25 protein-coding genes are annotated in these 26,974 nt (G+C 59.7%); 13 read left to right on the forward strand and 12 right to left on the reverse strand.

Annotated features, from left to right (window positions below):
• Positions 1-7: 7 nt before the first annotated feature.
• From ACQZ5N_RS02400 to ACQZ5N_RS02410, 3 genes are all read right to left on the reverse strand, one after another.
• Positions 8-160: a hypothetical protein gene (locus tag ACQZ5N_RS02400; protein ID WP_448731959.1), complete on the reverse strand. Its 153-nt coding sequence runs from the start codon at positions 158-160 to the stop codon at positions 8-10.
• 341 nt (positions 161-501) lie between these two features.
• Complete coding sequence (locus ACQZ5N_RS02405) at positions 502-729, reverse strand: hypothetical protein (RefSeq protein WP_035261278.1); 228 nt, start codon at positions 727-729, stop codon at positions 502-504.
• 15 nt (positions 730-744) lie between these two features.
• Positions 745-1,008, reverse strand: coding sequence for a hypothetical protein (locus ACQZ5N_RS02410; RefSeq protein ID WP_035261275.1), 264 nt, complete (start codon positions 1,006-1,008; stop codon positions 745-747).
• Between the two features lie 137 nt (positions 1,009-1,145).
• On the opposite strand from ACQZ5N_RS02410, the gene ACQZ5N_RS02415 reads away from it, so the two are divergent.
• The 3 genes from ACQZ5N_RS02415 (at position 1,146) to ACQZ5N_RS02425 (ending at position 3,841) form a co-directional block, all read left to right on the forward strand.
• Positions 1,146-1,865, forward strand: a complete 720-nt coding sequence (locus ACQZ5N_RS02415) for a hypothetical protein (RefSeq protein ID WP_448731960.1) — start codon at positions 1,146-1,148, stop codon at positions 1,863-1,865.
• Between the two features lie 138 nt (positions 1,866-2,003).
• On the forward strand, positions 2,004-3,497 hold the full coding sequence (locus tag ACQZ5N_RS02420) for a D-alanyl-D-alanine carboxypeptidase family protein (RefSeq protein WP_082710415.1): 1,494 nt from the start codon (positions 2,004-2,006) through the stop codon (positions 3,495-3,497).
• 83 nt (positions 3,498-3,580) lie between these two features.
• Complete coding sequence (locus tag ACQZ5N_RS02425) at positions 3,581-3,841, forward strand: hypothetical protein (protein WP_003502750.1); 261 nt, start codon at positions 3,581-3,583, stop codon at positions 3,839-3,841.
• A gap of 96 nt (positions 3,842-3,937) precedes the next feature.
• Here the strand turns inward: ACQZ5N_RS02425 and gyrA are convergent, their stop codons facing one another.
• Entirely contained in the window at positions 3,938-6,730 is a 2,793-nt protein-coding gene (gene gyrA, locus ACQZ5N_RS02430; protein ID WP_035261270.1) for a DNA gyrase subunit A, read from the reverse strand.
• Positions 6,731-6,947: 217 nt separating this feature from the next.
• On the opposite strand from gyrA, the gene ACQZ5N_RS02435 reads away from it, so the two are divergent.
• On the forward strand, positions 6,948-7,577 hold the full coding sequence (locus ACQZ5N_RS02435; RefSeq protein WP_003525062.1) for a MarC family protein: 630 nt from the start codon (positions 6,948-6,950) through the stop codon (positions 7,575-7,577).
• A gap of 133 nt (positions 7,578-7,710) precedes the next feature.
• Positions 7,711-8,859 (forward strand): HPP family protein, encoded by a 1,149-nt coding sequence (locus tag ACQZ5N_RS02440; RefSeq protein ID WP_448731961.1) that lies wholly within the window; start codon positions 7,711-7,713, stop codon positions 8,857-8,859.
• Between the two features lie 56 nt (positions 8,860-8,915).
• Here the strand turns inward: ACQZ5N_RS02440 and ACQZ5N_RS02445 are convergent, their stop codons facing one another.
• Positions 8,916-9,170, reverse strand: a complete 255-nt coding sequence (locus tag ACQZ5N_RS02445; RefSeq protein WP_448731962.1) for a hypothetical protein — start codon at positions 9,168-9,170, stop codon at positions 8,916-8,918.
• 39 nt (positions 9,171-9,209) lie between these two features.
• Positions 9,210-9,785 (reverse strand): single-stranded DNA-binding protein, encoded by a 576-nt coding sequence (locus ACQZ5N_RS02450; RefSeq protein WP_448731963.1) that lies wholly within the window; start codon positions 9,783-9,785, stop codon positions 9,210-9,212.
• Positions 9,786-10,049: 264 nt separating this feature from the next.
• Here ACQZ5N_RS02450 and uvrA point away from each other — a divergent pair, with 264 nt between their 5' ends.
• Together uvrA and ACQZ5N_RS02460 are read left to right on the forward strand one after the other, a co-directional pair.
• The gene (gene uvrA / locus ACQZ5N_RS02455; protein WP_448731964.1) at positions 10,050-12,971 is read left to right on the forward strand and encodes an excinuclease ABC subunit UvrA; all 2,922 of its coding nucleotides are present in this window, start codon (positions 10,050-10,052) and stop codon (positions 12,969-12,971) included.
• A gap of 56 nt (positions 12,972-13,027) precedes the next feature.
• Positions 13,028-13,828, forward strand: a complete 801-nt coding sequence (locus ACQZ5N_RS02460; RefSeq protein WP_448731965.1) for a DUF72 domain-containing protein — start codon at positions 13,028-13,030, stop codon at positions 13,826-13,828.
• A 6-nt stretch (positions 13,829-13,834) separates the two neighbouring features.
• On the opposite strand, the gene dusA is transcribed toward ACQZ5N_RS02460, so the two are convergent.
• Positions 13,835-14,845 carry a tRNA dihydrouridine(20/20a) synthase DusA gene (gene dusA / locus ACQZ5N_RS02465; RefSeq protein ID WP_448731966.1) on the reverse strand — a complete coding sequence of 337 codons (1,011 nt, stop codon included), beginning with the start codon at positions 14,843-14,845 and terminating at the stop codon, positions 13,835-13,837.
• A 137-nt stretch (positions 14,846-14,982) separates the two neighbouring features.
• Here dusA and ACQZ5N_RS02470 point away from each other — a divergent pair, with 137 nt between their 5' ends.
• Together ACQZ5N_RS02470 and ACQZ5N_RS02475 are read left to right on the forward strand one after the other, a co-directional pair.
• Positions 14,983-15,672: a fumarylacetoacetate hydrolase family protein gene (locus ACQZ5N_RS02470; protein WP_448731967.1), complete on the forward strand. Its 690-nt coding sequence runs from the start codon at positions 14,983-14,985 to the stop codon at positions 15,670-15,672.
• 35 nt (positions 15,673-15,707) lie between these two features.
• A complete protein-coding gene (locus tag ACQZ5N_RS02475) occupies positions 15,708-16,241 on the forward strand; it encodes a gamma carbonic anhydrase family protein (RefSeq protein WP_448731968.1) in 534 nt (177 codons plus the stop codon).
• Between the two features lie 36 nt (positions 16,242-16,277).
• Here ACQZ5N_RS02475 and zur read toward each other — a convergent pair whose 3' ends face one another.
• From zur to znuC, 3 genes are read right to left on the reverse strand one after another with little or no spacing between them, the layout of a single operon-like run.
• Positions 16,278-16,691 (reverse strand): zinc uptake transcriptional repressor Zur, encoded by a 414-nt coding sequence (gene zur, locus ACQZ5N_RS02480; RefSeq protein WP_020809932.1) that lies wholly within the window; start codon positions 16,689-16,691, stop codon positions 16,278-16,280.
• Positions 16,688-17,506, reverse strand: coding sequence for a zinc ABC transporter permease subunit ZnuB (gene znuB / locus ACQZ5N_RS02485; protein ID WP_020809931.1), 819 nt, complete (start codon positions 17,504-17,506; stop codon positions 16,688-16,690). Before znuB ends, zur begins: the two co-directional genes overlap by 4 nt.
• Positions 17,499-18,437 (reverse strand): zinc ABC transporter ATP-binding protein ZnuC, encoded by a 939-nt coding sequence (gene znuC, locus ACQZ5N_RS02490; RefSeq protein WP_448731969.1) that lies wholly within the window; start codon positions 18,435-18,437, stop codon positions 17,499-17,501. Before znuC ends, znuB begins: the two co-directional genes overlap by 8 nt.
• A gap of 104 nt (positions 18,438-18,541) precedes the next feature.
• On the opposite strand from znuC, the gene znuA reads away from it, so the two are divergent.
• Positions 18,542-19,534, forward strand: a complete 993-nt coding sequence (gene znuA / locus ACQZ5N_RS02495) for a zinc ABC transporter substrate-binding protein ZnuA (protein WP_448731970.1) — start codon at positions 18,542-18,544, stop codon at positions 19,532-19,534.
• 191 nt (positions 19,535-19,725) lie between these two features.
• Here the strand turns inward: znuA and ACQZ5N_RS02500 are convergent, their stop codons facing one another.
• On the reverse strand, positions 19,726-20,778 hold the full coding sequence (locus tag ACQZ5N_RS02500) for a LacI family transcriptional regulator (RefSeq protein ID WP_448731971.1): 1,053 nt from the start codon (positions 20,776-20,778) through the stop codon (positions 19,726-19,728).
• A gap of 490 nt (positions 20,779-21,268) precedes the next feature.
• Here ACQZ5N_RS02500 and ACQZ5N_RS02505 point away from each other — a divergent pair, with 490 nt between their 5' ends.
• The 3 genes from ACQZ5N_RS02505 to ACQZ5N_RS02515 all read left to right on the forward strand — a co-directional run bounded on the left by ACQZ5N_RS02505 (position 21,269) and on the right by ACQZ5N_RS02515 (position 25,419).
• A complete protein-coding gene (locus ACQZ5N_RS02505; protein WP_448731972.1) occupies positions 21,269-23,767 on the forward strand; it encodes a beta-mannosidase in 2,499 nt (832 codons plus the stop codon).
• A 103-nt stretch (positions 23,768-23,870) separates the two neighbouring features.
• The gene (mgrA, locus tag ACQZ5N_RS02510) at positions 23,871-24,902 is read left to right on the forward strand and encodes an L-glyceraldehyde 3-phosphate reductase (RefSeq protein WP_448731973.1); all 1,032 of its coding nucleotides are present in this window, start codon (positions 23,871-23,873) and stop codon (positions 24,900-24,902) included.
• Positions 24,903-25,092: 190 nt separating this feature from the next.
• Positions 25,093-25,419, forward strand: coding sequence for an RcnB family protein (locus ACQZ5N_RS02515; RefSeq protein ID WP_448731974.1), 327 nt, complete (start codon positions 25,093-25,095; stop codon positions 25,417-25,419).
• Between the two features lie 67 nt (positions 25,420-25,486).
• On the opposite strand, the gene gndA is transcribed toward ACQZ5N_RS02515, so the two are convergent.
• Positions 25,487-26,917 carry an NADP-dependent phosphogluconate dehydrogenase gene (gene gndA / locus ACQZ5N_RS02520; protein ID WP_448731975.1) on the reverse strand — a complete coding sequence of 477 codons (1,431 nt, stop codon included), beginning with the start codon at positions 26,915-26,917 and terminating at the stop codon, positions 25,487-25,489.
• Positions 26,918-26,974: the final 57 nt, after the last annotated feature.

The raw sequence follows: 26,974 nt of genomic DNA on the forward strand, positions 1-26,974 counted from the left end.
TGGCAGATCATTGCCCCGGGGGCGTTGTCGGCGGCAGCAGGGATCCGTCGCCTGAAGGTATCGAGGGCACCTGCTGAGCCGTCTCGAATAGCGTCAGGCTTAAAACGATTGCGACAAGCACCAGCAAAAGCGCCACGAAGAGGATTCCCGATTTATCCATGCGTCTGCTCATGTCACGTTATGTTAAAGGCGAATATGTGCAATTCGAGGCAATGCGAAGAATAAAGCGAAAGTCTGTCAAGTTGTCTTACAGATTTTCCAAACTCATCGTTCAAAAATCTGCTGATTGAGCGAAATTTATGCATAGGCGTACTGTTTGGGACGGAAATGGCCTATCGCGTCAGCACTATTGTCACTTATATCAACCCATCGCTCCCGGGCATTGCCCAACTTTCCCCGAGCGATCAACCTGCCCCGCCTCTTTGCGGGGCTTTTTTCTTTTATGGCCCAGAAGACGAAGCGCGGCCAAAAAAGCCAGCGGCTCTCTATACCGCCCTCGCCTCAGACGCCGATGCTCGGCCCGCCATTGCCATGCCGGCCGTCACCCCGGAGAATATCTTCGAACAGGTTCAGCAGCGCCGGCGGCAAGGTATCGGACAATTCCGCGATGATTTCATTGGCGCGATTATAGGAATAAATGGCTGAAAGCGTCAGCACCAGCAGCACGATCCACGGCCAGATCGGCTTGCGCCTTTGCGGCGCTCCGTTCGGTTGTTGCGGTAAAGTCATGCCGGCACCTTCCCTTCAGGCCTTCACGCGCGGCTCGCCTCCGGGCGCATAGGCGGTTTTCTGCAGGAAACGGAATATATTGCCGCACTGGGCGCAGCGGATCATGAAATCCGTCGGATCGCCCGAGGCGCGCTCCGCGCGAAATCCACGCGGCATTTCATCGATGCGAAAATCGACGTCCCGACGGCTCTTGTCATCCGATTCCGACGCTTCGGCAAAACCCTGATGACCACATCTGGAACATTCGAGCTTCCGGGAATATCTGTCGCGCGCTGCCATATGCCGTCCTTTGCTTGGTCGTTATCAGGTAGCAGCGGCAAAACATCATTTCAATGCCGATCGCCTCGGGTTAAAGCTTTGCACGGCTATTTCCCGGCCGGAAACTCATCCGGCGGCCGGAACGAATATGGAAGCCCATGAACGACCAGAAACCCCTGCTTTCATCGTCACTCATGCTCCGGGCCGCTCTCATCGCCGGAATTCTTCTCATCTTTCTCGGCGCCCTCAATGTCGGCATCAAATGGTATGGCGAGCGGATTCTCCAGGCGGGCCATACGACGGCCACCGAGGAGGTTGAGATCGTCATCGGTAACGACCGGCTGAAGCTTGCCAAAAACACCCTGCGGGCTCCTTCCGAGCGCCTCGGCGGAGAACGCGAGCGCGTCGACCTTTATCTGAGCTGGCCTGACCTCAAGGGTTATGAAGAAGCGAATCGCGCCGTCTTCGACGATCCGGCGCAGGCGGCAGGGCTGATCTTCATCCAGCTTTCGCAAAGCACCATGTCCGAGGACATGTCCGGCCGTTTCGGGCCGATCTATTCACGGCTGACGGAGGGAGAGCCGGTGCCGCTGAAGCACGGCCTGCTGCTGCACCGCCTGCGCGCCGATTCCGGTTACGGCAAGGAAGTCATATTGACCGGCGAGCGCGAAGGCGAAAGCGCCTATGTGGTGCGCTGCCTGCTGCCGCAAACGCCGCAAGCGGCCACCGGCAGCGATTGCCAGAGGGATATTCACGCCGGACAGGACCTCAGCCTGTTCTACCGTTTCTCCTCCGCCCTGCTGCCGCAATGGCAAGAGCTGGACGCGGATGTGAAAAACTATATCGAGCGCCGCCTCGTAAAAGACGGAAATCGGTGAAACAGCACGGCACAGATTGCGTGCGAAAAGTCGCATTTTATGGAAGGCAGATACCTTTCATAAACCACTTGGTAACGCCATCCCGATAAAGTTTCTTCCCGGAGCATCGGGCGGGGCGTGTCCGAGCGGAACAGAAATATGCGATTGAAGAGTTCAGCAGTGTTGAAAAGTCTATCTGGGGCACATTCGCGCAAAGCGGGTGCGACGTCTTTCGTAAGGTTTATTGCGTTAACCCTTGCTGCGGCGTTCATAACCGCAACATCCGTTCAAACCGCAAAGGCCGATCCGAAATATGCGGGCATCGTCATCGATGCCAAGACCGGCAAGGTCCTCTATGGCGAGGATCCGGACGGGCTGCGTTATCCGGCTTCGCTGACGAAGATGATGACGCTTTATCTGACATTCGAGGCGCTCAATACCGGACGTATATCGCTCGATTCCAAGGTGCCGGTGTCAGCCAACGCCGCCAAGGAGCCGCCATCCAAGCTCGGCGTGCGCGCCGGCGGCAGCATCACCGTGGAACAGGCTATCCTTGCACTCGTCACCCGGTCCGCAAATGACATGGCAACGGCGCTCGGCGAATATCTCGGCGGCTCGGAAGACCGTTTCGCCAGAATGATGACCGCCAAGGCCCGCGCACTCGGCATGACCCGCACGACCTATCGCAACGCCAACGGCCTGCCCAACACGGCGCAGATGACGACGGCGCGCGACCAGGCCCGTCTCGGCGTCGCGCTTCGCCAGCATTTCCCGCAATATTACGGCTATTTCTCCACCCGCACCTTCAATTTCGGCAAGCAGGTTATCGGCAACCATAACCGCCTCGTCGGAACCGTGAAGGGTGTAGATGGCATCAAGACCGGTTATACCCGTGCAGCCGGCAGCAACCTTGCCACATCGGCTCAGCTTGACGGCCGCTCCATCGTCGCCGTCGTTCTCGGCGGCCGCTCCAGCGCTGCCCGCGACGCCACCATGCGCAAGCTTGTCGCAACCTACCTGCCGCAGGCATCGCGTGGCGGCAACAGCAACCTGATCGCGCAGACCCGCTCAGCGCCGGTCGAAGAGCCCGTCGCCGTGGCCGCTGCTGTTCCTTCCGTGGCAGTTGCAGCAACCGCAGCCGGCCTGCCCAATTCCGGTCCGGTGCCGCAGACCCGTTACGAAGAAGCGCCGGTCACCGCCTTCGCAGGCTCCTCTTCCAATGCAGCCGTCAAGGCCATGGAAGCTGCCACCTGGCAGAAGGGCAAGGATCCAATCAATCAGGCGCCCGCTGCACCGGACCGCAAGTTGATCACCAACTCGACCAAGGTGGACAATATCGTTACCGCCTCCACCACGGCGCCTGTCCTCTCCGCCCCTTCGGTTTCGGCCAGGTCCGAGGCTCCGCAGGGCGGCTGGGTCATCCAGATTGGTGCATCTCCCGATGAGAACTCCGCACGCGGCCTGTTGCAGAACGCACAGGAAAAGGGCGGCGCCGCACTGCGCTCCGCAAAACCCTTCACGGTTGCCTTCAGCAAGGACGGCTCCCAGATCTACCGCGCCCGTTTCGGCGGCTTCGATGGCCAGAACGCCGCGGTGAATGCATGCAATGCATTGAAAAAGAAAGGCGTCAGCTGCTGGGCGTCACTCCAGTAACAGACGTTTCCACAGGCGGTGGTTCATGGTCGAAACATCGCCTGTCTCCTCGAAGTTTGTAATGTGTAGCGAGGCTTTCCAAGATGGCAGTCAACGAGAATTATTCGGACATTGCGTCTGGCAACGGGCATGGCAGCCTGTCGGTTCTGCATCCCATTCACGAAGCGGCGATGCGTATCGCCGATCTCGGTCTTAATCGTTCCAAGGCGAAGACACGCGATCTCGTGGCGCTGCTTCTGTCGCATGGCGCTCGCGCCTGGCGCTCCAATCAGCCGGAAGCGAACATCCACCTTCATGTCGCTAGCCGCTCGGGTCGCGCTCCGGTCCATATTCGCATTCGCTGAAGATCAAACGCAGTCGACAAGACACAAACAAAAACCCCGCGGAGCCTGAGCGCCGCGGGGTTTTTCTTGACTGGTAACCGAAGATAACGAGGCGGCTTACGCCTCGTTTTCCGGTGCCTCCGGCGTATCCGGCAGATCGTCGGCGGCATCTTCGCCATTGCCGTTCTCCGCTTCGTCGTCGCCTTCCGGCTCGTTGATGCGCTCCACGGAAACCACCTTCTCATCCTTGGCGGTCGAGAAGATCGTCACACCCTTGGTGGCGCGGCTGGCGATGCGGATGCCGTTGACCGGCACGCGGATGAGCTGACCGCCATCGGAAACCAGCATGATCTGGTCGCCTTCCTCCACGGGGAAGGCCGCGACGAGTTCGCCGATCTCGTTGGTCTTGGAGGTGTCGGTGGCGCGGATGCCCTTGCCGCCGCGACCCGAGGTGCGGAAATCGTAAGAAGAGGAGCGCTTGCCGAAGCCCTTCACGGAAACAGTCAGCACGAATTCTTCGCGTGCCTTCAGTTCCTGATAGCGCTCTTCGCTGAGTTCACCCTCTTCCGTCACCTCTTCGCCGACGAGCGCGATATCGTCCTCATCGACGCCTGCGGCACGCCGCTCGGTAGCCGAGCGCTTCAGATAGGCCGCACGCTCCCAAGGTTCAGCTTCCACATGGCCCACAATGGTCATGGAGATGATGCGGTCACCCTCGGCCATGTTGATGCCGCGCACGCCGACGGAGTTGCGGCCGGCAAAGACGCGCACATCGTCCACGGGGAAGCGGATGCACTGGCCGAGCGCGGTCGTCAGCAGCACGTCGTCGCGGTCCGTACAGGTTTCGACGGAGAGGATTTCATCGCCCTCCTCGTCCAGCTTCATGGCGATCTTGCCATTGCGGTTGACCTGCACGAAATCGCCGAGCTTGTTGCGGCGAACCGTGCCGCGCGTCGTCGAGAACATCACATCCAGCGTTTCCCAGGTGGTTTCGTCCTCGGGCAACGGCATGATGGTGGTGATGCGCTCGCCGGGCTCCAGCGGCAGCATGTTGATGAGGGCCTTGCCCTTGGACTGCGGCGTGCCGATCGGCAGGCGCCAGACCTTTTCCTTGTAGACGATGCCACGCGAGGAGAAGAACAGCACCGGCGTATGGGTATTGGCAACGAAGAGACGGTTGACGAAATCCTCGTCGCGCGTCGCCATGCCGGAACGGCCCTTGCCGCCGCGACGCTGCGCCCGGTACGTGGTCAGCGGCACGCGCTTGATATAGCCGAGATGCGAAACGGTGACGACCATGTCCTCGCGGGCGATGAGGTCTTCATCGTCCATATCGGGACCGCCCTCGACGATCTCGGAACGGCGCGGCGTGCCGAACTCGTCACGGATGGCGACAAGCTCGTCCTTAACGATCTGCTGGATGCGCAGGCGCGACGACAGGATTTCGAGGTACTCGGAAATTTCAGCACCGATCTTGTTCAGCTCGTCGCCGATTTCATCGCGGCCAAGCGCGGTGAGGCGGGCAAGGCGCAGTTCGAGAATGGCGCGCGCCTGCTCTTCCGAGAGATTATAGGTGCCGTCTTCGTTGATGCGGTGGCGCGGATCGTCGATAAGACGGATCAGGCTTTCCACATCCTGCGCCGGCCAGCGCCGCGTCATTAGCTCTTCGCGGGCCGAAGCGGGATCGGGCGCATGACGGATAACCCGGATGACCTCGTCGATATTGGCAACCGCAATCGCCAGACCAACCAACACATGCGCGCGCTCGCGCGCCTTGCGCAGCAGATATTTCGTACGGCGGCTGACGACATCCTCGCGGAAGGCCACGAAGGCGCGCAGCATGTCGATAAGCGTCATCTGCTCCGGCTTGCCGCCGTTCAGCGCCACCATGTTGCAGCCGAAGGAGGTCTGCAGCGGTGTGTAGCGGTAAAGCTGGTTCAGGATGACTTCGGCATTGGCGTCGCGTTTCAATTCGATGACGACGCGATAGCCCTGACGGTCGGATTCGTCGCGCAGGTCGGAAATGCCCTCGATGCGCTTTTCCTTGACCAGTTCGGCCATCTTTTCGATCATGTTCGCCTTGTTCACCTGATAGGGAACTTCGGTGATGATGATCTGCTCGCGGTCGCCGCGCATCGGTTCGATGGTGGCGCGGCCGCGCATGATGACCGAGCCGCGGCCGGTCTCATAGGCCGAACGGATGCCGGAACGGCCCATGATCAGCGCGCCGGTGGGGAAATCCGGGCCGGGAATGATCTGCATCAGCTCCGGCAGCTCGATCGCCGGATTGTCGATCATGGCGATACAGCCGTCGATGACTTCCGAGAGATTGTGCGGCGGAATATTGGTGGCCATGCCGACCGCAATGCCGCCTGCCCCGTTGACCAGAAGATTCGGGAACTTCGCCGGAATGACGACCGGTTCCTGCAAGGTGCCGTCATAGTTGTCGCGGAAATCGACCGTTTCCTTGTCGAGATCGTCGAGCAGCGAATGGGCGGCTTTTTCCAGACGGCATTCGGTATAACGTTCTGCCGCCGGCGGATCGCCGTCGATGGAGCCGAAATTGCCCTGCCCGTCGATCAGCGGCAGGCGGAGCGACCAGTCCTGCGCCATACGCGCCAAAGCGTCATAGATCGCCGCATTGCCGTGCGGATGGAATTTACCCATCACGTCCCCGGTAACGCGGGCGCATTTGACGTATTTCTTGTTCCAGTCGATGCCGAGTTCGGACATGCCGTAAAGAATACGGCGATGAACCGGCTTCAGGCCGTCTCGCACATCGGGAAGCGCGCGGGACACGATGACGCTCATGGCGTAATCGAGATACGACCGCTGCATTTCCTCCATGATGGAAATCGGTTCAATGCCTGGCGGAAGTTTTCCGCCGCCGGGGGGGCTCTGGTCAGTCAAAACGGATCACATTCTCTGTTAAGAATCGGATGGATTTTTATAGCGGAAACAGCCACGTTAAGCCAATTTCCCGGCGAGTTTTGAACAGGCTTTTGCGTCATTTGCAAGACGAACGCCGCATTTCACGATTTAGCCCGGCAAAAGCGCCGCCGCTCCCTTTCAAAGTGCCGGCGACTTGCGTAGGCTCCGCCCTAAAAACAGATGAGACGGGGAAAGAATGGCCAGCAGCGAAACGCTCATCAACGCGCTTACCACACTTCTGGTCACGCTCGATCCGCCGGGCCTCGCCCCCGTCTTTCTGGCGCTGACCGCCGGCATGACGCGCGACCAGCGCAGCCAGGTGGCGCTGCGCGGCTCCATCATCGCCTTCGGCATTCTCGCCGTCTTCGCACTCTTCGGCCTTGCCATCCTCAATCTTCTCGGCATTTCGCTCGGCGCTTTCCGCATCGCCGGCGGCCTGTTGCTGTTCTGGATTTCCTTCGAGATGATTTTCGAAAAACGCCAGGAGCGCAAGGAAAAGACCTCCGAGATCGCCATCACCAAAGACCACCTTCACAATCTGGCGGTCTTTCCGCTGGCGCTGCCCCTGATCGCCGGGCCGGGCGCCATTTCCGCCACCGTGCTACTTGCCGGCTCGATGAAAACCACCGTCGAGATGCTGGTGCTCATCCTGATCCTCGCTTTCGCCATGGCCCTCGTTTATGCCGCGCTGATCGTCTCGGAACGGATGGACCGTTTTCTCGGCAATACCGGCCGCGCGATCCTGACCCGTCTGCTCGGCGTGCTGCTTGCCGCCCTTTCCGTGCAGTTCGTGGTCGATGGCATAAAATCGGCCTTCGCTTTTTGAAAAGCCGACCCTTGGCGGTGCCTGCGCAATAAATTCCCGCCAACCGCTGAAATGCCGGAAAATCCTCCCTTTAAATCTGACCGCCGCTTCGGCTAAAAGACGCATGTTTTTTTCGGATTCGAAAGTTATCTCCATGCGTTCCACGCTGCGTCGCCTCATCCCGGATGCCGCACCCGTCAGCAACAGGGAAAGGCTGCGCTCCGCAACCGGCGCCTTTGTCGGCATTCTGCTGACCGGCCTTCTGGGAAGTCTCGCTCTCAGTTTCGATCCCACCCTGCCCGCCATGATCGCGCCGATGGGCGCTTCGGCCGTGCTTCTGTTCGCCGTGCCCTCCAGCCCGCTGGCGCAGCCCTGGTCGATCCTCTGCGGCAACCTCGTTTCGGCCTTCGTGGGCGTGACAGTGGCGCTGCTGGTTCCGGATCTATTCCTTGCCAGCGCGCTTGCCATCAGTCTTGCCATCGCCGCGATGATGGCTTTGCGCTGCCTGCACCCGCCAAGCGGAGCGGTGGCGCTGACCGCCGTTCTCGGCGGCCCTGCCGTGCACAGCCTCGGTTATGGTTTCCTGCTCTGGCCCGTCGCCGGAAATTCGCTGATCCTTCTTGCCTTGGCCCTCGCCTATAACAACGCCACCGGCCGCGCCTACCCACACGGCCTGAAGCTCGGCAAGGCCGCGCACGGCACTACGGATCCGACCCCCATCCAGAAAATCGGCTTTTCCTCCAACGACCTCGACGATGTGCTGAAGGAATATGACCAGGTCCTGGATATAGACCGTGACGAGCTCGAAATCATTTTACGCAAGACCGAACTGCGCTCCTGGCGTCGCCGTGCGCTGCATCTCGATTGCGCCAGCGTCATGTCGCGCGATGTCGTCGGTGTTGCGCCTGATGACAGTCTGCGGCACGCCCATGCGCTGATGCACAGCCACCATTTCAAGGCATTGCCGGTCACCAACGATAAGGCGGAGATCGTCGGCATCGTCACCCAGACGGATTTTCTGGAAAAGGCGAGCTGGAGAAACGGCCGTCCCTCCATCGGTTTCCTGCAGCGGCTGCGCCTCATCCTCTCCGGCGCAAGCGCCCCCAACGATACCGTCAAGGACATCATGACATCGCCGGTCAGAACCGTACGGCCGGAAACGGCAATCGAGGAGGCCATCATCCGCTTTGCCGAAGAAGGACTGCATTACCTGCCGGTCATCGACGCCAGAGGCAAGATGGTCGGCATCGTGTCGCAATCCGATGTCATGGTCGCGATGCTGGCGGACAAGGTCGCGGCATAGTCTGCCGCGACGCCGAAATACCTTCTCCCCTATCGGAGAGCCGGCAAAGCCGGATGTTAGCGCCTCGCCTTCAGGAGACGCTGCCATAGCGTCCCGCCAAAGAACCGGCCGAGCACGACAAAATATGCGATTATAAGCGCAAAGGCGATAAAGGCAGGCACACCGTTCAAGGCAAAACCCTGTGGCGTGCGCCCGCCTGCAACCGCCGCCACGAGAAATCCGGCGGCGAAAAACGCCGTCCAGAAATCGAGGAAGAAGGCAAGAACGATGCGCCAGGTTGCCGGCAGTTTCGGTGCGGGCGCATCACTCATGCCTGTCTCCCGTTACGCTTTCCCGAATTCGCGATCCGCTCAGAACGGAATATCGTCATCCATATCGTTGGAGAAGCCGCCGGAAGGCTGGCCGCCGCTACGGGAAGAGCCGCCGCGCGGAGAGGACTGCTGGTCGTAACCGCCGCCATAGCTGGAGCCGCCGCCGCTGCCATAATCATTGCCGCCGCCGAAATCGCCGCCGCTACGGCCACCGCCCTCACCGCGACCATCGAGCATCGTCAGCGTGGAGTTGAAGCCCTGCAGCACGATTTCAGTGGAATAACGGTCGTTACCGGTCTGGTCCTGCCATTTGCGCGTCTGCAGCTGGCCTTCAATATAGAGCTTGGCGCCCTTCTTGACATATTGCTCGACGACCTTGCACAGGCCTTCGTTGAAGACGACGACAGTGTGCCATTCGGTCTTTTCGCGGCGCTCGCCGCTGTTGCGGTCCCGCCAGGTCTCCGAGGTGGCAATACGCAGATTGGCGATGGGGCGGCCATCCTGCGTCCGGCGGATTTCGGGATCGGCGCCCACGTTCCCGATCAGAATTACCTTGTTTACGCTACCAGCCATCTCGTCATCCTGTCCGCCGGCCATCATGACCGGCAATTGCATTTCAAAAAATTCGCCACACAATAGCTGCCGCCGCCCGCAAAGGGCACCGCAAGCATGGAACTATCCACAAAGAATAATCTTAAGCTGCGGGAGCAGACATTCGCGCTTGCAATTCGTTCCTTTTTTGTTCTATTAAATCGCAGATTTCGAGTCAAGCATTCCGAAAAGCTGCGACCGATTGGGAATAGACCTCGACACATCCGGCTGCGTCACTACATAAGGACGCGCTGCCATCAAGCCTGTTATTTTTGTCCGAGCCTTGTCATGAGTGAACTGAAGACGATTTCCATCCGTGGCGCCCGCGAGCACAACCTCAAAGGCATCGATCTGGACCTGCCGCGCAACAAGCTGATCGTCATGACCGGCCTTTCCGGCTCGGGCAAGTCCTCGCTTGCCTTCGATACGATCTATGCCGAGGGCCAGCGCCGTTATGTCGAAAGCCTCTCGGCCTATGCGCGCCAGTTCCTGGAAATGATGCAGAAGCCGGATGTCGACCAGATCGACGGCCTGTCACCGGCAATCTCCATCGAGCAGAAGACCACATCGCGCAATCCGCGTTCCACGGTCGGCACGGTCACCGAAATCTACGACTATATGCGCCTGCTGTTCGCACGTGTCGGCGTCCCCTATTCGCCGGCCACCGGCCTGCCGATCGAAAGCCAGACGGTCAGCCAGATGGTCGACCGAATTCTCGCTTTCGAGGAAGGCACACGTCTTTATATTCTCGCGCCGATGGTGCGCGGCCGCAAAGGCGAATATAAAAAGGAACTCGCCGATCTGATGAAGAAGGGCTTCCAACGCGTCAAGGTGGATGGCCAGTTCTACGAAATCGCCGACGTGCCCGTCCTCGACAAGAAATACAAGCACGATATCGACGTGGTGGTTGACCGTGCGGTGGTGCGCCCGGATATGGCCGCGCGCCTTGCCGACAGTCTCGAGACCTGCCTCAAGCTCGCCGATGGTCTTGCGGTTGCCGAATTCGCCGACAAGCCCCTGCCGCCGGAAGAAACCGCCGCCGGCGGCTCCGCCAACAAGTCGCTCAACGAAACCCATGAGCGTGTGCTGTTTTCGGAAAAATTCGCCTGCCCCGTTTCCGGCTTCACCATTCCGGAAATCGAGCCGCGGCTGTTCTCCTTCAACAATCCTTTCGGCGCCTGCCCTAGCTGCGATGGCCTCGGCTCGCAGCAGAAGGTGGATGAAAACCTGATCGTGCCGGAGCCCGCCCGTACCCTGCGTGACGGCGCCATCGCTCCCTGGGCCAAATCCTCCTCGCCCTATTACAATCAGACGCTGGAAGCGCTCGGCAAGGCTTTCGGTTTCAAGCTGTCGAGCAAGTGGTCGGATCTTTCGAAAGAGGCGCAGCACGCCATCCTGCAGGGCACCGATGACAAGATCGAATTCAACTATCAGGACGGTGCCCGCTCCTACAAGACGGTGAAGAATTTCGAAGGCATCGTGCCCAATCTGGAGCGTCGCTGGAAAGAGACCGACAGCGCCTGGGCGCGCGAGGAAATCGAACGCTACATGTCGGCGGCCCCCTGCCCGGCCTGCGCCGGTTACCGCCTGAAGCCGGAAGCGCTCGCCGTCAAGATAAACAGGCTGCATATCGGCGAAGTCACCGAAATGTCGATCCGCACCGCGCGCGACTGGTTCGAGGTACTGCCGGAAAGCCTCAACGCCAAGCAGAACGAGATCGCAGTCCGTATTCTTAAGGAAATCCGCGAGCGCCTGCGTTTCCTCAACGATGTCGGGCTGGATTATCTCAGCCTGTCGCGCAATTCCGGCACGCTTTCCGGCGGCGAAAGCCAGCGCATCCGGCTGGCCTCACAGATCGGTTCGGGCCTCACCGGCGTTCTCTATGTTCTCGATGAACCCTCGATTGGCCTGCACCAGCGCGACAATGCCCGCCTGCTCGATACGCTGAAACACCTGCGCGATATCGGCAATACCGTCATCGTGGTCGAACATGACGAGGATGCCATTCTGACGGCGGATTATGTGGTCGATATCGGCCCGGCCGCCGGCATTCATGGCGGTCAGGTGATCGCTGAAGGCTCACCGCAGGAGGTGATGGCCAATCCGAAATCGCTGACCGGCAAATATCTCTCCGGCGAACTCGGCGTCGCCGTGCCGGCGGAGCGCCGAAAGCCCAAGAAGGGTCGCGAAATCAAGGTTTTTGGCGCACGCGGCAATAACCTGAAGAATGTCACGGCGGCCGTGCCGCTCGGTGTTTTCACTGCCGTAACCGGCGTATCGGGCGGCGGCAAATCCACCTTCCTGATCGAGACGCTCTACAAGTCGGCGGCTCGAAGGGTGATGGGTGCGCGCGAAATCCCGGCCGAACACGACCGCATCGACGGTTTCGAATTCATCGACAAGGTCATCGATATCGACCAGTCGCCGATTGGCCGCACACCGCGTTCCAACCCGGCCACCTATACCGGCGCCTTCACGCCGATCCGCGACTGGTTCGCCGGTTTGCCGGAAGCGAAGGCGCGCGGTTATGCGCCGGGCCGTTTCTCCTTCAACGTCAAGGGCGGCCGCTGCGAGGCCTGCCAGGGCGACGGCGTCATCAAGATCGAGATGCACTTCCTGCCTGACGTTTACGTCACCTGCGATGTCTGTCACGGCAAGCGTTACAATCGCGAGACGCTCGATGTCACCTTCAAGGGCAAGTCCATCGCCGATGTGCTGGATATGACGGTGGAGGAAGGCGTTGAGTTCTTCGCCGCCGTGCCGGCCGTGCGCGACAAGCTGCAATCGCTTTTCGATGTCGGCCTCGGTTACATCAAGGTCGGCCAGCAGGCCAATACGCTCTCCGGCGGCGAGGCGCAGCGCGTCAAGCTCGCCAAGGAACTGTCGAAACGCTCGACGGGCCGCACGCTCTATATTCTCGACGAACCGACGACCGGCCTGCATTTCCACGACGTCAACAAGCTCCTGGAAATGCTGCATGCGCTGGTCGAACAGGGCAATTCCGTCGTAGTGATCGAGCATAATCTCGAAGTCATCAAGACGGCTGACTGGATCATCGATATCGGCCCCGAAGGCGGCACGGGCGGCGGCGAGGTGGTGGCGACCGGCACACCGGAGGACATCGTCAAGGTCGAGCGTTCCTATACCGGTCACTTCCTGAAGGAGCTTCTCGAGCGCCGGCCGGCCGGAAAACGGGAGGCTGCGGAGTAATCCGCAGCTTTCGTCGCAAGGGTTCGATAGGCCGAAGGCCGGAGGAGGAACAGCATATGTCGACATCAGGCACGATCCGCACCGGTATCGGCGGCTGGACCTTCGAACCATGGGAAGGCACTTTTTATCCGGAAAAACTGCCGAAGAAGCGCCAGCTGGAGCACGCCAGCCGGCAGCTCACGGCCATAGAGGTGAACGGCACCTATTACAGCAGCCAGAAGCCGGAAACTTTTGCCAAATGGGCTTCCGAAGTGCCCGAGGATTTCGTCTTCTCGCTAAAGGCGAGCCGCTTCGTCACCAACCGCAGGGTTCTGGCCGAGGCCGGTGAATCGATGACGAAGTTTCTGACGCAGGGGCTGACGGAACTTGGGTCCCACCTCGGCCCGATCCTCTGGCAATTCGCGCCGACGAAAAAATTCGACGCGGAGGATTTTGGTGCATTTCTGTCCCTGTTACCGGAGAAGCAGGACGGCATCCCTCTTCGCCATGTCGTCGAGGTGCGCAACGAGACATTTCAGGTTCCGGAATTCATCGATCTTCTCGCCAGGCACAAGGTCGCGGTCGTCTGCGCCGATCATCATGACTATCCGATGCTGCCGGATGTGACGGCCGATTTCGTCTATTGCCGCCTGCAGAAGGGCGAGGACGATATCAAGACCTGTTACCCGAAAAAAGACATCGACCACTGGGCCGACCGGGTAAAGACCTATGCAAAGGGCGGCGTGCCGGACGATCTGCCGCTGATAGCGCCGGATCGGAAGGTCGAAAAGACACCGCGCGATGTCTTCGCCTTCTTCATCACCGGCGGCAAGGTGAATGCGCCTGTTGGTGCGCAGGAACTGCAAAAGGTGGTCTGAGCGTTTTCAGCCCGCCATTTCTTTCGTCGGGCTGAAATCGATGGCCGCGAAAGCGGCCTCGATAACCTCCGGGCCAGCGCCCGGCCGAGTGGCGTCGCTGGAGAGGATTTGCCGGAAACGGCGCGCGCCGGGCATGCCTTGAAACAGCCCGACCATGTGGCGGGTGACGTGGTTGAGACGTCCGCCCGCTGCGATATAGTCGGCGGCATAGGCCATCATCGCGTCACGCAGCGCTATCCAGTCCGGCTGGCGAGCCTCTTCGCCATAGATGCGATGGTCGACATCGGCAAGAATGGACGTGTTGTGATAAGCGGCACGGCCGAGCATCACGCCATCCATATGCTGGAGATGTTCGCTCGCCTGATCGAGATCGGCGATACCGCCATTGATGCCGATAAAGACATCAGGGTTTTCCCGCTTCATGCGATAGACGAGATCATAATCGAGCGGCGGCACTTCGCGGTTTTCCTTTGGCGAAAGCCCCTGCAGCCAGGCTTTTCGCGCATGAACCCAGACCGCGTCCGCGCCCGCCGCAACAACCCGCTTCAGAAAATCCGGCAGGACCGCTTCCGGCTGCTGATCGTCCACTCCGATCCGGCATTTCACCGTAACCGGCACGCGGGCGACAGCCTTCATCGCGGAGACACATTGCGTTACCACCTCAGGCTCGCGCATCAGGCAAGCGCCGAAGGTGCCGGATTGCACGCGATCCGAGGGACAGCCGACATTGAGGTTGATCTCGTCATATCCGTAATCGCCGGCGATCCGCACCGCCTCGGCGAGCTTGGCCGGATCGGACCCGCCAAGCTGCAGCGCGACGGGATGTTCCTCAGGGTGATAGCCGAGCAGCCTGTCGCGCTGGCCGTGGATGATGGCATCGGCGACGATCATTTCGGTATAAAGCAGCGCGCGCTTCGACAATTGCCGGTGCAGAAATCTGCAGCGGGTATCGGTCCAGTCGATCATGGGGGCCACGGCGAAGATTTTTTCGCCGCTTGCAAGCGCTTGTCTGTACATGGATTAACCTCTTTGCGCCGGCTTCTACAGCAAAGGACCGTAAAAAGCCAGTTTTGCAGCCAGGGTCATTTTGAACTGGAAATCGCCCCGGAATCGCGGGACAAGAATTGCACCGAAAAAGACGAGAGGAAATCGACATGGCCGCCACCGTCATCCCCGCTCCGAAAGCCGTTCTCCTGCCCGTTGAAGGCACGGACGACCTCTTCCCCGTACGGCGGGTCTATTGCGTCGGCCGCAATTATGCCGATCACGCCATTGAGATGGGCCACGATCCCTCGCGCGAGCCGCCCTTTTATTTCCAGAAAAACCCGGACAATCTGCTGCCCGCCGGTCAGGATTTCCCCTACCCGCCGCTGTCGTCGAATGTGCACTACGAAGTCGAGTGTGTCGTGGTTCTGAAAAGCGGCGGCGCCGATATCCCGGCGTCCGAGGCGCTGGACCATGTCTGGGGTTACGCCGTCGGCATTGACATGACCCGTCGCGACCTTCAGGACGGCCTGAAGAAGATGGGCCGCTCCTGGGAAGGCGCGAAGGCCTTCGAATATTCCGCACCGGTCTCCCCCATCGTCCCGGCAGACAGGATCGGCCACCCCGCCACAGGTGCGATCTGGCTCGACGTCAATGGCGAACGCAAGCAGACGGGCGATCTTGCCCAGATGATCTGGAAGGTGCCGGAAGTGATTGCCGAGCTTTCCAAGCTGTTCACGCTTGCCGCTGGCGATGTCATCATGACCGGCACACCGGCCGGCGTCGGCCCCATCGTGCGTGGCGACCGCATCGAATGCGGCGTCGAAGGTGTCGGCACGTTCGACGTGACGGTTGCCTGAGGCCGTCGAGAAAAATAAAAAGGGAGGACACCACCATGCCGCTTTACCGCCTTGCCGACCGTGTGCCGCAAACCCCTGCGCCCGATCGCCACTGGGTTGCCCCCGACGCCAATGTCATCGGCTCGGTGACGCTCGGTGAGGATGTCGGCATCTGGTTCGGCGCAACGCTGCGCGGCGATAACGAGCCGATCAGCATCGGGCGCGGCACCAATATTCAGGAAGGCGTGATGGTGCATAGCGATCCCGGTTTTCCCGCTGTCATCGGCGAAATGTGCACCATCGGCCACCATGCCATCGTGCATGGCTGCACCATTGGCGACAATTCGCTCATCGGCATGGGTGCGACGATCCTGAATGGCGCGAAGATCGGCCGCAACTGCCTCGTCGGCGCCAATGCGCTGGTGACGGAGGGCAAGGAATTTCCGGACAATTCCCTGATTGTCGGCTCGCCGGCGCGCGCCATCCGCACGCTAGATGACGAGGCCATCGCGGGGCTTCGCCGCTCGGCGGAAAAATACATCGAAAACTGGAAGCGTTTTTCGAAGGATCTGGCGATCATCGAAGGATAGGAAACGGCGGGCATCCACGCCCGCCCTGCCATGAGCTTAAGCCGAGCAGGCGGCGCAGAGGCCGCGAATTTCAATGGTGGTCTTTTCCGCCTTGAACTTGCTGTCCTTCACCCAGCGCTCTAGGCGGTGGTCGATTTCGTGATCGTGAAACTCCGTCACCTGCCCGCAGGATTCGCAGATGGCGAAAGCCACCGTGCCATGGTGGTGCGAGCAGCACTCCGCCTGCGTATGGGTGCAGGCGACAAAGGCGTTGAGGCTCTCAAGCCGGTGCACGAGGCCAAACTCCACCAGCTTTTCCAGCGCCCGGTAAACCTGCAGCGGCGCACGAAAACCCTCATCCCGCAGCTTGTCGAGGATCATATAGGCGCTGAGCGGCTGATGCGCGTTTGAGAGGGCATTCATGACCAGCGACTGGTTCTTGGTGAGGTTCTGCTGGGTCTGCGCATTCATGATTTGCCTCCTTCATCCGCGGCGCGGGAAAAACCCGGCGCCGGCAACAGGCTTATAACGAAGAGGATCACCGCGGCAACCACGATGGATGGGCCGGACGGTGTATCGTAACTGAGCGAGCCGAACAGGCCGCCGACAACGGCGACCGCACCGATCAGCGAAGCCACCACCGCCATCACCTCCGGCGTCGCGGAAAAGCGTCTGGCGGTCGCCGCCGGTATGATGAGCAACGACGTGATGAGCATGATGCCGACCACCTTCATAGCAATGGCGATCACCAGCGCCATCAACAGCGTGAAGATCAGCTTTGCACGCTCGGGGTTCAACCCCTCGGCTTCGGCCAGCTCCGTATTGACGGTGGAGGCAAGCAGCGACCGCCACAGGAACACCATGGAGACGATGACCACCAGCCCGCCGCCCCAGATCAGGGCGATATCGCTGCGGGTGACGGCGAGAATATCGCCGAACAGGAACGAGACGAGATCGATACGCACCCAGCTCATGAAAGCGACGATGACAAGACCGATCGCCAGCGCCGAATGGGACAAGATGCCAAGCAGCGCATCGGCGGAGAGCGCCTGACGCCGTTGCAAAAAGAGCAGCAGGATCGACACGGCCGACGCCACCAGAAAGACGCTGACGATGAGGTTGAGCTGCAACAGCAGCGACAGCGCGACGCCGAGCAGCGCCGAATGCGCCATCGTATCGCCGAAATAGGCCATGCGACGCCAGACGACGAAACAGCCGAGAGGACCGGCAGTGAGCGCAACGCCGATACCGGCGACCATGGCGCGAACGAAGAAATCGTCAAACATGGCGCTCTCCCTGCCGCTCGCTGGGAGGCGTATGGCCCTCATGCTCATGCTCATGCTCATGCTCATGCTCATGGCCGCAGCCGCATTCGTCATGGCTGTCGTGATGGTGGCCGTGGTCATGCATATGGTGGTGCCCGTCTTCGGGATGGCAATGATCGGTCACCGAACCATCCGCATGCTGCACCCGGCCATCGGGCAGATGGGTATGATCGTGATGGTGGCTATAGACGGCAAGCGCCTTGGCAGCCGAGCCGCCGAACAGCCGCATATATTCCGGGCTCTGGCTCACCGCCTGCGGCGTGCCCCGGCAGCAAACATGGCCGTTCAGGCATATGACGGTGTCTGTTTCGGCCATCACCACATGCAGGTCATGCGAGATTAACAGAATTCCGCAATTATTTGAATTTCTGATATTTTTTATCAGATCATAGAGCGCGATCTCGCCGGAGAAATCGACACCTTGCACGGGCTCGTCAAGAACCAGCAGATCGGGTTTGCGGGCGATGGCGCGGGCCAGAAGCGCGCGCTGGAACTCGCCGCCGGAAAGGTGCTGCACTTCCGCATTGGCGAGATGCGCAATGCCCGTCGCATTCAGCGCCGCGTCGATTTCACGGGCTGGCAGCGGCCCGGTCAGCGTCATCAGCCGGCGCACCGAAAGCGGCATGGTCCAGTCCACGGAAAGCTTCTGCGGCACATAACCGACCTTCAGACCGGCAATGCGCGAAACCTCGCCCTCGGTCGGCTTCACCACGCCGATCGCCATTTTCGCGCTGGTGGATTTGCCGGAACCGTTCGGTCCGATCAGCGTGACGATCTCGCCTTTGCTGACGGAAAATTCCACGCCGCGCACCAGCCAGCGGCCGTTGCGCTGCACGCCGGCATTGGCAAGGGAAACCAGTATCTCTTTGCCCCGATGGGCGGAATGAAGCATGGGATTGTCCGTTCGGCGATGTTGCTTACCGCTATTGCATACGTTATAGAGTTACGCAATAAATGTAATAACATAACTATACTTCTTCAAGTGGAGTGCATTTCATGAAATCGTTCCTGATCCCGCTCATGGCATCGGTGGCAATAGCGGCCGCCGCTTCCGGCGCCACAGCCGCGCCCGATGTCGTGGTCTCGATCAAGCCCGTCCATTCCCTCGTCGCCGCCATCATGCGGGGCGTCGGCGAACCGCAGCTCATCGTCGAGGGCGCGGCTTCGCCGCACACCTATAATCTCAGACCGTCCAATGCCCGCAAGCTGGAAAAGGCCGACGTGGTCTTCTGGGTTGGGCCGGGACTGGAAGCATTCCTGGAAAAGCCGCTCGAAGCGCTTGCCAGCAAGGCAACCGTGGTGGAACTGGAAGATGCCAAGGGTCTGGAAAAGCTGCCCTTCCGCGAAGGCGGCCCGTTTGAGGCACACGACCATGGCGATGAAGGCCACGAGGCGCATGACGGCCACGCTGAAGAGGAAGGCGCGCACGATCATGGACACGACCATGCGGAGGGTCACGAGGACCATGACCACGGCGCATATGACACCCATCTCTGGCTCGATCCCGCCAATGCCAAGGCCATGGCGCAGACGATAGAAACCGCGCTGATCGCCGCCGATGCCGGCAATGCCGCGACCTATCAGGCCAACACCAAAAAACTGATCGACGACCTCGATGCGCTCGACGCCGAACTCAGGGAAACGGTCAAGCCGGTGAAGGACAAGCCCTTCATCGTCTTCCACGATGCCTATCAATATTTCGAGCATCGTTACGGCGTGAAGACGGCGGGGTCGATCACCGTCAGCCCCGAAACCCTGCCAGGTGCTGACCGCGTCAAACAGATGCAGGAAAAGGTTCGCCAGCTCGGCGCAACCTGCGTCTTCGCTGAACCGCAATTCGAGCCGAAGCTGATTTCGGTCATCACCGAAGGCACCGCCGCGAAATCGGCGACGCTCGATCCGGAAGCAGCGACACTGGAACCCGGCCCGGACCTCTATTTCAAGCTAATGCGCGGCATTGCAGGCTCGCTGAAGGATTGCCTGTCCTGATGCGCATTGCCGCCCCTAACGCCCCGGTTCCGTCATTCCGGCTTTGAACCGGAATACGGCCGCGTGAATTATCGGAATAATATATATTTTAAAACAGTTACTTGCGATTGAAATATAAAGTACCGCATAAGGAAACGAGGCGCGACAATCGCTGGGTGGAGACGTCGCGCCATCAATCGCAAAGCAGCTCGTTACGGCTTCGGCGCCATCGAAGACCAGACAGGGCTGCTGATGCTCTGCAGGGTTTCCGGCGGCGCACCGTTGATGCGCGCCAGAAGGGCCTTCGCAAGCTCCCTGCCCGCCAGCTTGATATCCTCATTGACGGTGTGGATCTGCGGTTTGATCCAGTTCAGAAACTCGGCGGACTGCTTCGAGACGATATCGATATCTTCGCCGATTTTCACACCGGCTGCCTCAAAACCAGCCACCAGCGCAATGGTGCTGCTGCCGCTGATCGAAACGATGCCGTCGGGACGGTCATCGAATTGCATCAGTCGCTGGCCGAAATCGCGGATTTTTTCGAGCGGCGTTTCGATGGTGATGGCATCCAGCGGAAATTCGCTAAGGCCGAAGTCCCTGATTGCCCTCATGAACCCCTTGCGGGCGTGATCGTGGAATGAAAACCGCGATGGCGGCACGACGACGGCGATCCTTTTGCGTCCGCATTGCGCCAGCCGCTCGACCGCCTCATAGGCATAGGCCTCGTTATCGAAATCATGAAAGGCATGGTCGATGCCCATATCGGACCGCCCATGAGTGACGAAGGGCATGTTGCGCTCCGTCATGAAACGAACGCGCGGATCGTTGGGCTCGATCTTCGAAATAATGACCCCATCCGCCGAACCGGTATCGAGAATATAGCGGATCGGCACCATGGAATCCTTGGCATGGATGTGGGGCGTCACGACCAGATGATATTGTGTCGTAGAAAGAACCTCGGTGATGCCGAAGACCATCTGGCTGGTGAAACCCATCAGTTCTTCATCGACGCTCAGCACAAGGGCGATCACATTGGTCTTGCCGGTGCGAAGGCGCACCCCGGCGCGGTTTGGCTGGTAACCGATCTGCCGGGCGATCAGCCGCACGCGCTCCTTGGTTTCAGCGCCGATATCGGGCGCATCCTTCAGTGCGCGCGAGACGGTGGTGATGCCGAGACCCGTCATATAGGCGATTGTCTTCAAGGTCGGACGCTCGCCCGTGGTCGCGGGTATGTCGTCCCTGCTGGATTTGCCAGTATCGTTCATGTCATTTCGCCACGCTTTACCGAACGGTAATCATAGATAGCTTTTGCTCCGTTGCAAAGGCAAAGGTCTGCGGTCTAAGGCCGGTCTTGTCCGGCTATCCGCCAATTCAGCTAAAACGATATAGGTCCGGAAAATATTTCCCGACCGCGTTCCTTTTCTTACGGGGCCAAAAGTCCGGATATCATTGGATAAATTTCCTCATTATTTAGATTAGAAAATATACATAACAAACTAATATAAAATGATAAAATTTGATAAATTTTGGACGAAACAACGTCATTATCAAGACCCGGCGTTCCCCGGCATTTTTCATGTTACTGATTCCCACTCAAAGGAATGACGGAACGATTGTTTTACGGTAACGTTGCCGAAGGGAGGAAATCGCAAAGTCGGATAAATGTGAGGCAGCCGCTTTGCGAGCGTTCATTCTCCCCAGATTCTGACACAAGCCTGCACCATGATGCAGGCCAGTCTTCTTCGAATTCATATTATGCAGGGTCCGATTATGATTTCTTCTTCCTCGCCCGAAACCGTCATCGATCTGGCCGGGTCCTGGCGCCTGACCTCGGTGGAAGGAGACCACGCCACCCAGCTTTCCGTACCGGGCGATGTTCACACCGCGCTCAAAAATGCGGGCATCATTCCAGATCCCTATCACGGCGCCAATGAGAAGGCGGTGCAATGGGTCGCGCAGCAGGACTGGATCCTCGAGCGCACATTCATTCTCGATGAGGCAGATGCCAGCTGGTATCTCGATATCGATTACCTCGACACCGTCGCCATCGTCTTCGTCAACGACATCCCGGTCCTGAGCGCCGACAATTGTTTCCGCCGTTACCGCCCGGATGTTTCGCGGGCTGTGCGGCCGGGTGAAAACACCATCCGCATCCATTTCCATTCCAACATCGCGGCCGGCGCGGAACGGCAGGCGCGGCAGCCTTTTTATATTCCCTATCACCCCGGCAATTCGCCGATTGCCAATGGCAACATGCTGCGCAAGCCGCAATGCCATTTCGGCTGGGACTGGAACATCGCGATTGCGCCGCTCGGCCTTTACGGCAAAATCCTGCTGAAGCGCCTCGATACAGCCCGCATCGAACATATCGTCACCTCGCAGCACCATGTCGAAGGCGGCGTGGAACTGCATGTGGCCCTCACGCTGTTTGCCGAAGGCCCGGCGAGCCTGCCGGTCTATCTGTCGCTGAATGACGAAAGGCTCAGGCTCGATTGCGGCGTCGGCGCCGGGGAAACGGTGGTGCGTCACGTCTTCTTCGTGGAAAACCCGGAGCTCTGGTGGCCAGCCGGCAGTGGCGAACAGACACTCTACGGGCTGACGGTGGAATTGCCCGATGAGACCGTGACCCGCCAGATCGGCTTCAGGACCATCGAGCTTCTGACGGACAAGGACGAAGCGGGCAGTCGCTTTGCCTTCCGCATCAACGGCCGGGAAATCTTCTGCCGCGGCGCCAACTGGATCCCCGCCGATGCGCTTTATTCGCTGACCAGCCGGGAAAAGACCGAAGACCTTCTCTGCTCCGCGGTCGAGGCCAATATGAACATGATCCGCGTCTGGGGCGGCGGCTTTTATGAGGAAGACTGGTTCTACGATCTCTGCGATCGTCTCGGCCTTTTGGTCTGGCAGGATTTCATGTTCGCCTGCAACCTTTACCCCTGCAGCGAGGATTTCCTCGATAATGTCGAACACGAGGTCGACTATCAGGTGAAACGCCTCTCCTCCCATCCGTCCATCGCGCTCTGGTGCGGCGATAACGAGCTGGTGGGCGCGCTGACCTGGTTCGATGAATCCCGCAACAATCGCGATCGTTATCTCGTGGCCTATGACCGCCTGAACCGCACCATCGAACGGGCCCTGAAAAAAGCAGCTCCCGAAGCGCTGTGGTGGCCATCGAGCCCCGCCTCCGGTTATCTCGACTATGGCGATGCCTGGCACGCGGATGGTTCCGGCGACATGCATTACTGGTCCGTCTGGCACGAGAACAAGTCGTTCGACAATTATCGTTCGGTGAAACCGCGCTTCTGCTCCGAATTCGGTTTCCAGTCCTATACATCCATGCCCGTCATCCGCACCTACGCGGAAGACAGGGACATGAACATCGCCTCCCCGGTCATCGAGCTGCACCAGAAGAATGTCGGCGGCAATGAGCGGATTGCGGGCACCATGTTCCGTTACTTCCGCTTCCCGAAGGATTTCGAGAATTTCGTTTATCTCAGTCAGGTCCAGCAGGCGCTGGCGATCCGCACGGCCGTCGATTACTGGCGCTCGCTCAAGCCCCATTGCATGGGCACGCTTTACTGGCAGCTCAACGACACCTGGCCCGTCGCCTCATGGTCGAGCCTCGATTATGGCGGCGGCTGGAAAGCGCTGCATTATGCCGCCCGCCGTTTCTTCCAGCCGGTTACGGTCTCGGCCATCCCTTCAGAAGATGGACGCCGGGTGAGCTTCTCCATGGTCAACGACACGGCGGAGGATGTGGAAATCGACATGAACATCGTTGCGCTGACCATGGACGGCAACCGCGTGCCGCTGAAATCCGCCAACGGCACCTGCGCGACCGACAGGGCCGCCATGCTGACCGATATCGACATGGACAGCCTGCCTGACGGCGCCGTCCTTGCCTGGAGCTTCATCGCTTCCAACGGCATGACCGGCGAAGGCCACCATGTGCGTGACACCTACAAGGCACTGGAGCTTCAGCCCGCCGGCCTGACATTCACCACCAACACACTGAAAAACGGCCAGTTCGAAATCGATGTCACCGCCACGGGTCTCGCCCTCTTCGTCATGCTGGAGGCAGATCAGCCCGGACGTTATTCCGACAATCTCTTCGATCTTGCCGCCGGCGAAACGCGCCGTATCATCTTCACCCCGAAAGCGGACGGCCCCCAGCCGCATTTCCGCATCTTCGATCTTCATACCTGCCAATCCTCGCCCAATCCCGGCATTGAAACCATGCGGAGAAAGGCATAACCATCCCTCTCGGGAATGACAGGTGAACCCACGCCTGTCTTCATCGGTTCAAAAGGTTGCCGGGTTCTCCGGCAGCCAGTCATCAGCAAGCGGAGGAAGACCCATGGTTTGGCAACCGGCCGAAAACCGATATGCATCCATGAAATATAATCATTGCGGCAAGACCGGCCTGAAACTGCCGGCGATTTCGCTCGGGCTCTGGCACAATTTCGGCAACGATACGCCGCATCAGACGAAACAGGCCATTTGCCGCCGCGCTTTCGATCTCGGCATCACCCATTTCGATCTCGCCAACAATTACGGCCCGCCGCCCGGCAGCGCCGAAACCGCCTTCGGTGAAATCCTGAAGACGGATTTCAGGGGCTATCGCGACGAGATGATCATCTCCTCCAAGGCCGGTTACAACATGTGGCCCGGCCCCTATGGCGAATGGGGCGGCCGCAAATACGTAATCGCCTCCTGCGACCAGAGCCTGAAGCGCATGGGGCTGGATTACGTCGATATCTTCTATTCGCATCGGTTCGACCCCAATACGCCGCTTGAGGAGACCTGCGGCGCGCTGGACCAGATCGTGCGTTCGGGCAAGGCGCTTTATGTCGGCATCTCGTCCTACAATTCGAAGCGTACCCGCGAGGCCGCCGCGATCCTGAAGGACCTCGGCACGCCCTGCATCATCCATCAGCCGAGCTATTCGATGATCAACCGCTGGATCGAGGAAGACGGTCTCGTCGATACGCTGGAAGAGCTGGGCATCGGCTCCATCGTCTTCTCGCCGCTCGCGCAGGGCATGCTGACGACGAAATATCTGGGTGGCGTGCCGCAGGGCAGCCGTGCCTCGCAGAGCAAGTCGCTGAACCCGGCTTTCCTCAACGAACGCAATGTCGACAACATCCGTGCACTCAACAGCATTGCCGAGCGGCGTGGCCAGACGCTGGCGCAGATGGCGATTGCCTGGGTTCTGCGCGGCGGCCGCATCACCTCGGCGCTGATCGGCGCAAGCCGTGTCGAACAGGTCGAGGATTGCGTGAAGGCGCTCGACAAGCCGGATTTCACGGCCGAAGAGCTTGCCGAAATCGACCGTTACGCCAAGGAAGCGGATATCAACCTTTGGGCAAAATCCGCCGAACGCGTCTGATTGAGGAGAGGCCGCCCGGTTCCGCCGGGCGGTCTGCACATTGCAAAAGCCGGGCCAAAAATCTCAAAACAAAAGATTAACTCCCGCCCCTAACCGTTAATAACCATTACATAAATGTAATTTTAAATTCAGTTTCCGTTCATTCGTTTATTCGTAAGTTCTCCTCATCGAAACACGAGAGGAAACTTCCATGAAAAAGTTCGTCACCATTCTTCTGGCCGCCACCGTTCTCGCCGCTCCGATGGCTCAGGCCCAAAGCCGTCACGACGATCGCCATCGCGGCGTCACCGTCGAGCGTCAGGTCACCACCAAGAAGGTCATCGTCAAGAAGCACCGCTGGGATCGCGGCCAGCGCCTGTCTACGGGTGAACGCCGCAACGTCATCGACCGCCGCGATTATCGCCGCTATCGCCTTGCCGAACCGCGCCGCGACCAGCGCTGGGTGCGCGTCGACAACCAGTTCCTGCTCATCAATGCCGTCAGCGGCCTGATCGTCGGCCTCGCCGCCGCCCGCTAATCCAGGCATCGATGAAATGAAAAAGGCCCGCTCGCGCGGGCCTTTTGTCGTTTGTCGTTTCAGCCGATCAGAAAATGTCGGCACCGCTGCCCCAAGGGCCATGCGGCTTGTCCACACCGTCGGTGCGTTCGAAACCATGGGCGCCGAAGAAGTCGCGCTGCGCCTGAATGAGGTTGGCGCTGCCGCGGCCACGGCGATAGGCGTCGAAATAACCGAGCGCCGAAGCAAGTGCCGAAACCGGCAGACCCGACAGGACGGCGTAGGAGACGACACGGCGCAGCGGTGCGTCGGTATCCTTGACGATGCTGGCAAAGGCAGGCGTCACGATGAGGTTGGCCACATGCGGGTCCTTGGTGAAGGCCGACGTGATCTCATCGAGGAATTCCGAGCGGATGATGCAGCCGGCGCGCCAGATGCGGGCAATCGTCGGCATCGGCAGGTTCCAGTTGAACTCCTTGGAGGCAGCCGACATGATGGCGAAGCCCTGCGCATAAGCACCGACCTTGGCGGCCAGAAGCGCGCTTTCCAGATCGGCAATAAAGGCCTTTTTGTCAGCCGGTGCCGCTGCAAGGGTCGGCAGGCCGAAAATCTTCTCGGCAGCTTCGCGCTCGTCCTTCTGCGACGACAGGATACGGGCAGCCACGGCCGCCTCGATGGCGGTTGCGGCGACGCCCATGTTCTGCGCCTCGATGACCGACCACTTGCCGGTGCCCTTCTGGCCAGCCTTGTCGAGGATCAGATCAACCATCGGCTTGCCGGTGATCGGATCGGCGGCGCGCAGAACCTTCTCGGTGATTTCGATCAGGTAGGAATTCAGGCGGCCCTTGTTCCATTCTGCGAACACGTCGGCGATTTCGACGGCGCTCATGCCAAGGCCGTCACGCAGGATGCCGTAGATTTCGGCGATCATCTGCATGTCGGCATATTCGATGCCGTTATGGATGGTCTTGACGAAATGGCCAGCGCCGTCATTGCCGAGCCATGCCACGCACGGATCGTTATTGTACTTGGCGGAAATGGAAGTCAGCACCTTCTCGACACGCTTCCAGCTATCCTCGGTGCCGCCGACCATGATCGAAGGTCCATGACGCGCACCTTCTTCACCGCCGGAAACGCCCATGCCGATAAAGGTCAGGCCGCTATCCTTCAGATTGTCGAAACGGCGGATCGTATCGCGGAAATTCGCATTGCCGGCGTCGATCATGATGTCGCCATTGGCGAGATGCGGTTTCAGGATTTCCATCTGCTGGTCGACCGGATCGCCGGCCTTGATCATGATGATGATCGGGCGCGGAGGGCGAATGGCGGCGACGAATTCCTCGATGGTTTCGCAGGGGATCAACTGTCCCTGCAAGTCCCCAGCCTCGGCGTAGAATTTTTTCGTCGCTTCAGGGGTTCGGTTGAATACGGCAATCCTGTTGCCCTTTTCCGCGATGTTCAACGCCAGGTTCGAGCCCATGACGCCGAGACCGATCAAACCGATTTCTGCCTGTTCCACGGATGTGCCTCCATCTTGCTTTTTGGTGGTCGTGTTGTGGCACTGTAATGAACAAAC

This window comes from Agrobacterium sp. 22-221-1 (assembly GCF_053522445.1).

Bases quoted from the DNA above. Each gene is read 5' to 3' on its own strand.
- dusA (WP_448731966.1), bottom strand. From the start codon at position 14,845: ATGTACAGACAAGCGCTTGCAAGCGGCGAAAAAATCTTCGCCGTGGCC.
- ACQZ5N_RS02440 (WP_448731961.1), top strand. From the start codon at position 7,711: ATGCGTTCCACGCTGCGTCGCCTCATCCCGGATGCCGCACCCGTCAGC.
- ACQZ5N_RS02505 (WP_448731972.1), top strand. From the start codon at position 21,269: ATGCAGGGTCCGATTATGATTTCTTCTTCCTCGCCCGAAACCGTCATC.
- ACQZ5N_RS02470 (WP_448731967.1), top strand. From the start codon at position 14,983: ATGGCCGCCACCGTCATCCCCGCTCCGAAAGCCGTTCTCCTGCCCGTT.
- ACQZ5N_RS02445 (WP_448731962.1), bottom strand. From the start codon at position 9,170: ATGAGTGATGCGCCCGCACCGAAACTGCCGGCAACCTGGCGCATCGTT.
- ACQZ5N_RS02450 (WP_448731963.1), bottom strand. From the start codon at position 9,785: ATGCAATTGCCGGTCATGATGGCCGGCGGACAGGATGACGAGATGGCT.
- ACQZ5N_RS02460 (WP_448731965.1), top strand. From the start codon at position 13,028: ATGTCGACATCAGGCACGATCCGCACCGGTATCGGCGGCTGGACCTTC.
- znuA (WP_448731970.1), top strand. From the start codon at position 18,542: ATGAAATCGTTCCTGATCCCGCTCATGGCATCGGTGGCAATAGCGGCC.
- ACQZ5N_RS02415 (WP_448731960.1), top strand. From the start codon at position 1,146: ATGAACGACCAGAAACCCCTGCTTTCATCGTCACTCATGCTCCGGGCC.
- znuB (WP_020809931.1), bottom strand. From the start codon at position 17,506: ATGTTTGACGATTTCTTCGTTCGCGCCATGGTCGCCGGTATCGGCGTT.
- ACQZ5N_RS02400 (WP_448731959.1), bottom strand. From the start codon at position 160: ATGGATAAATCGGGAATCCTCTTCGTGGCGCTTTTGCTGGTGCTTGTC.
- ACQZ5N_RS02405 (WP_035261278.1), bottom strand. From the start codon at position 729: ATGACTTTACCGCAACAACCGAACGGAGCGCCGCAAAGGCGCAAGCCG.
- uvrA (WP_448731964.1), top strand. From the start codon at position 10,050: ATGAGTGAACTGAAGACGATTTCCATCCGTGGCGCCCGCGAGCACAAC.
- ACQZ5N_RS02425 (WP_003502750.1), top strand. From the start codon at position 3,581: ATGGCAGTCAACGAGAATTATTCGGACATTGCGTCTGGCAACGGGCAT.
- zur (WP_020809932.1), bottom strand. From the start codon at position 16,691: ATGAATGCGCAGACCCAGCAGAACCTCACCAAGAACCAGTCGCTGGTC.
- ACQZ5N_RS02515 (WP_448731974.1), top strand. From the start codon at position 25,093: ATGAAAAAGTTCGTCACCATTCTTCTGGCCGCCACCGTTCTCGCCGCT.
- ACQZ5N_RS02475 (WP_448731968.1), top strand. From the start codon at position 15,708: ATGCCGCTTTACCGCCTTGCCGACCGTGTGCCGCAAACCCCTGCGCCC.
- ACQZ5N_RS02435 (WP_003525062.1), top strand. From the start codon at position 6,948: ATGGCCAGCAGCGAAACGCTCATCAACGCGCTTACCACACTTCTGGTC.
- mgrA (WP_448731973.1), top strand. From the start codon at position 23,871: ATGGTTTGGCAACCGGCCGAAAACCGATATGCATCCATGAAATATAAT.
- ACQZ5N_RS02500 (WP_448731971.1), bottom strand. From the start codon at position 20,778: ATGAACGATACTGGCAAATCCAGCAGGGACGACATACCCGCGACCACG.
- ACQZ5N_RS02410 (WP_035261275.1), bottom strand. From the start codon at position 1,008: ATGGCAGCGCGCGACAGATATTCCCGGAAGCTCGAATGTTCCAGATGT.
- znuC (WP_448731969.1), bottom strand. From the start codon at position 18,437: ATGCTTCATTCCGCCCATCGGGGCAAAGAGATACTGGTTTCCCTTGCC.
- ACQZ5N_RS02420 (WP_082710415.1), top strand. From the start codon at position 2,004: ATGCGATTGAAGAGTTCAGCAGTGTTGAAAAGTCTATCTGGGGCACAT.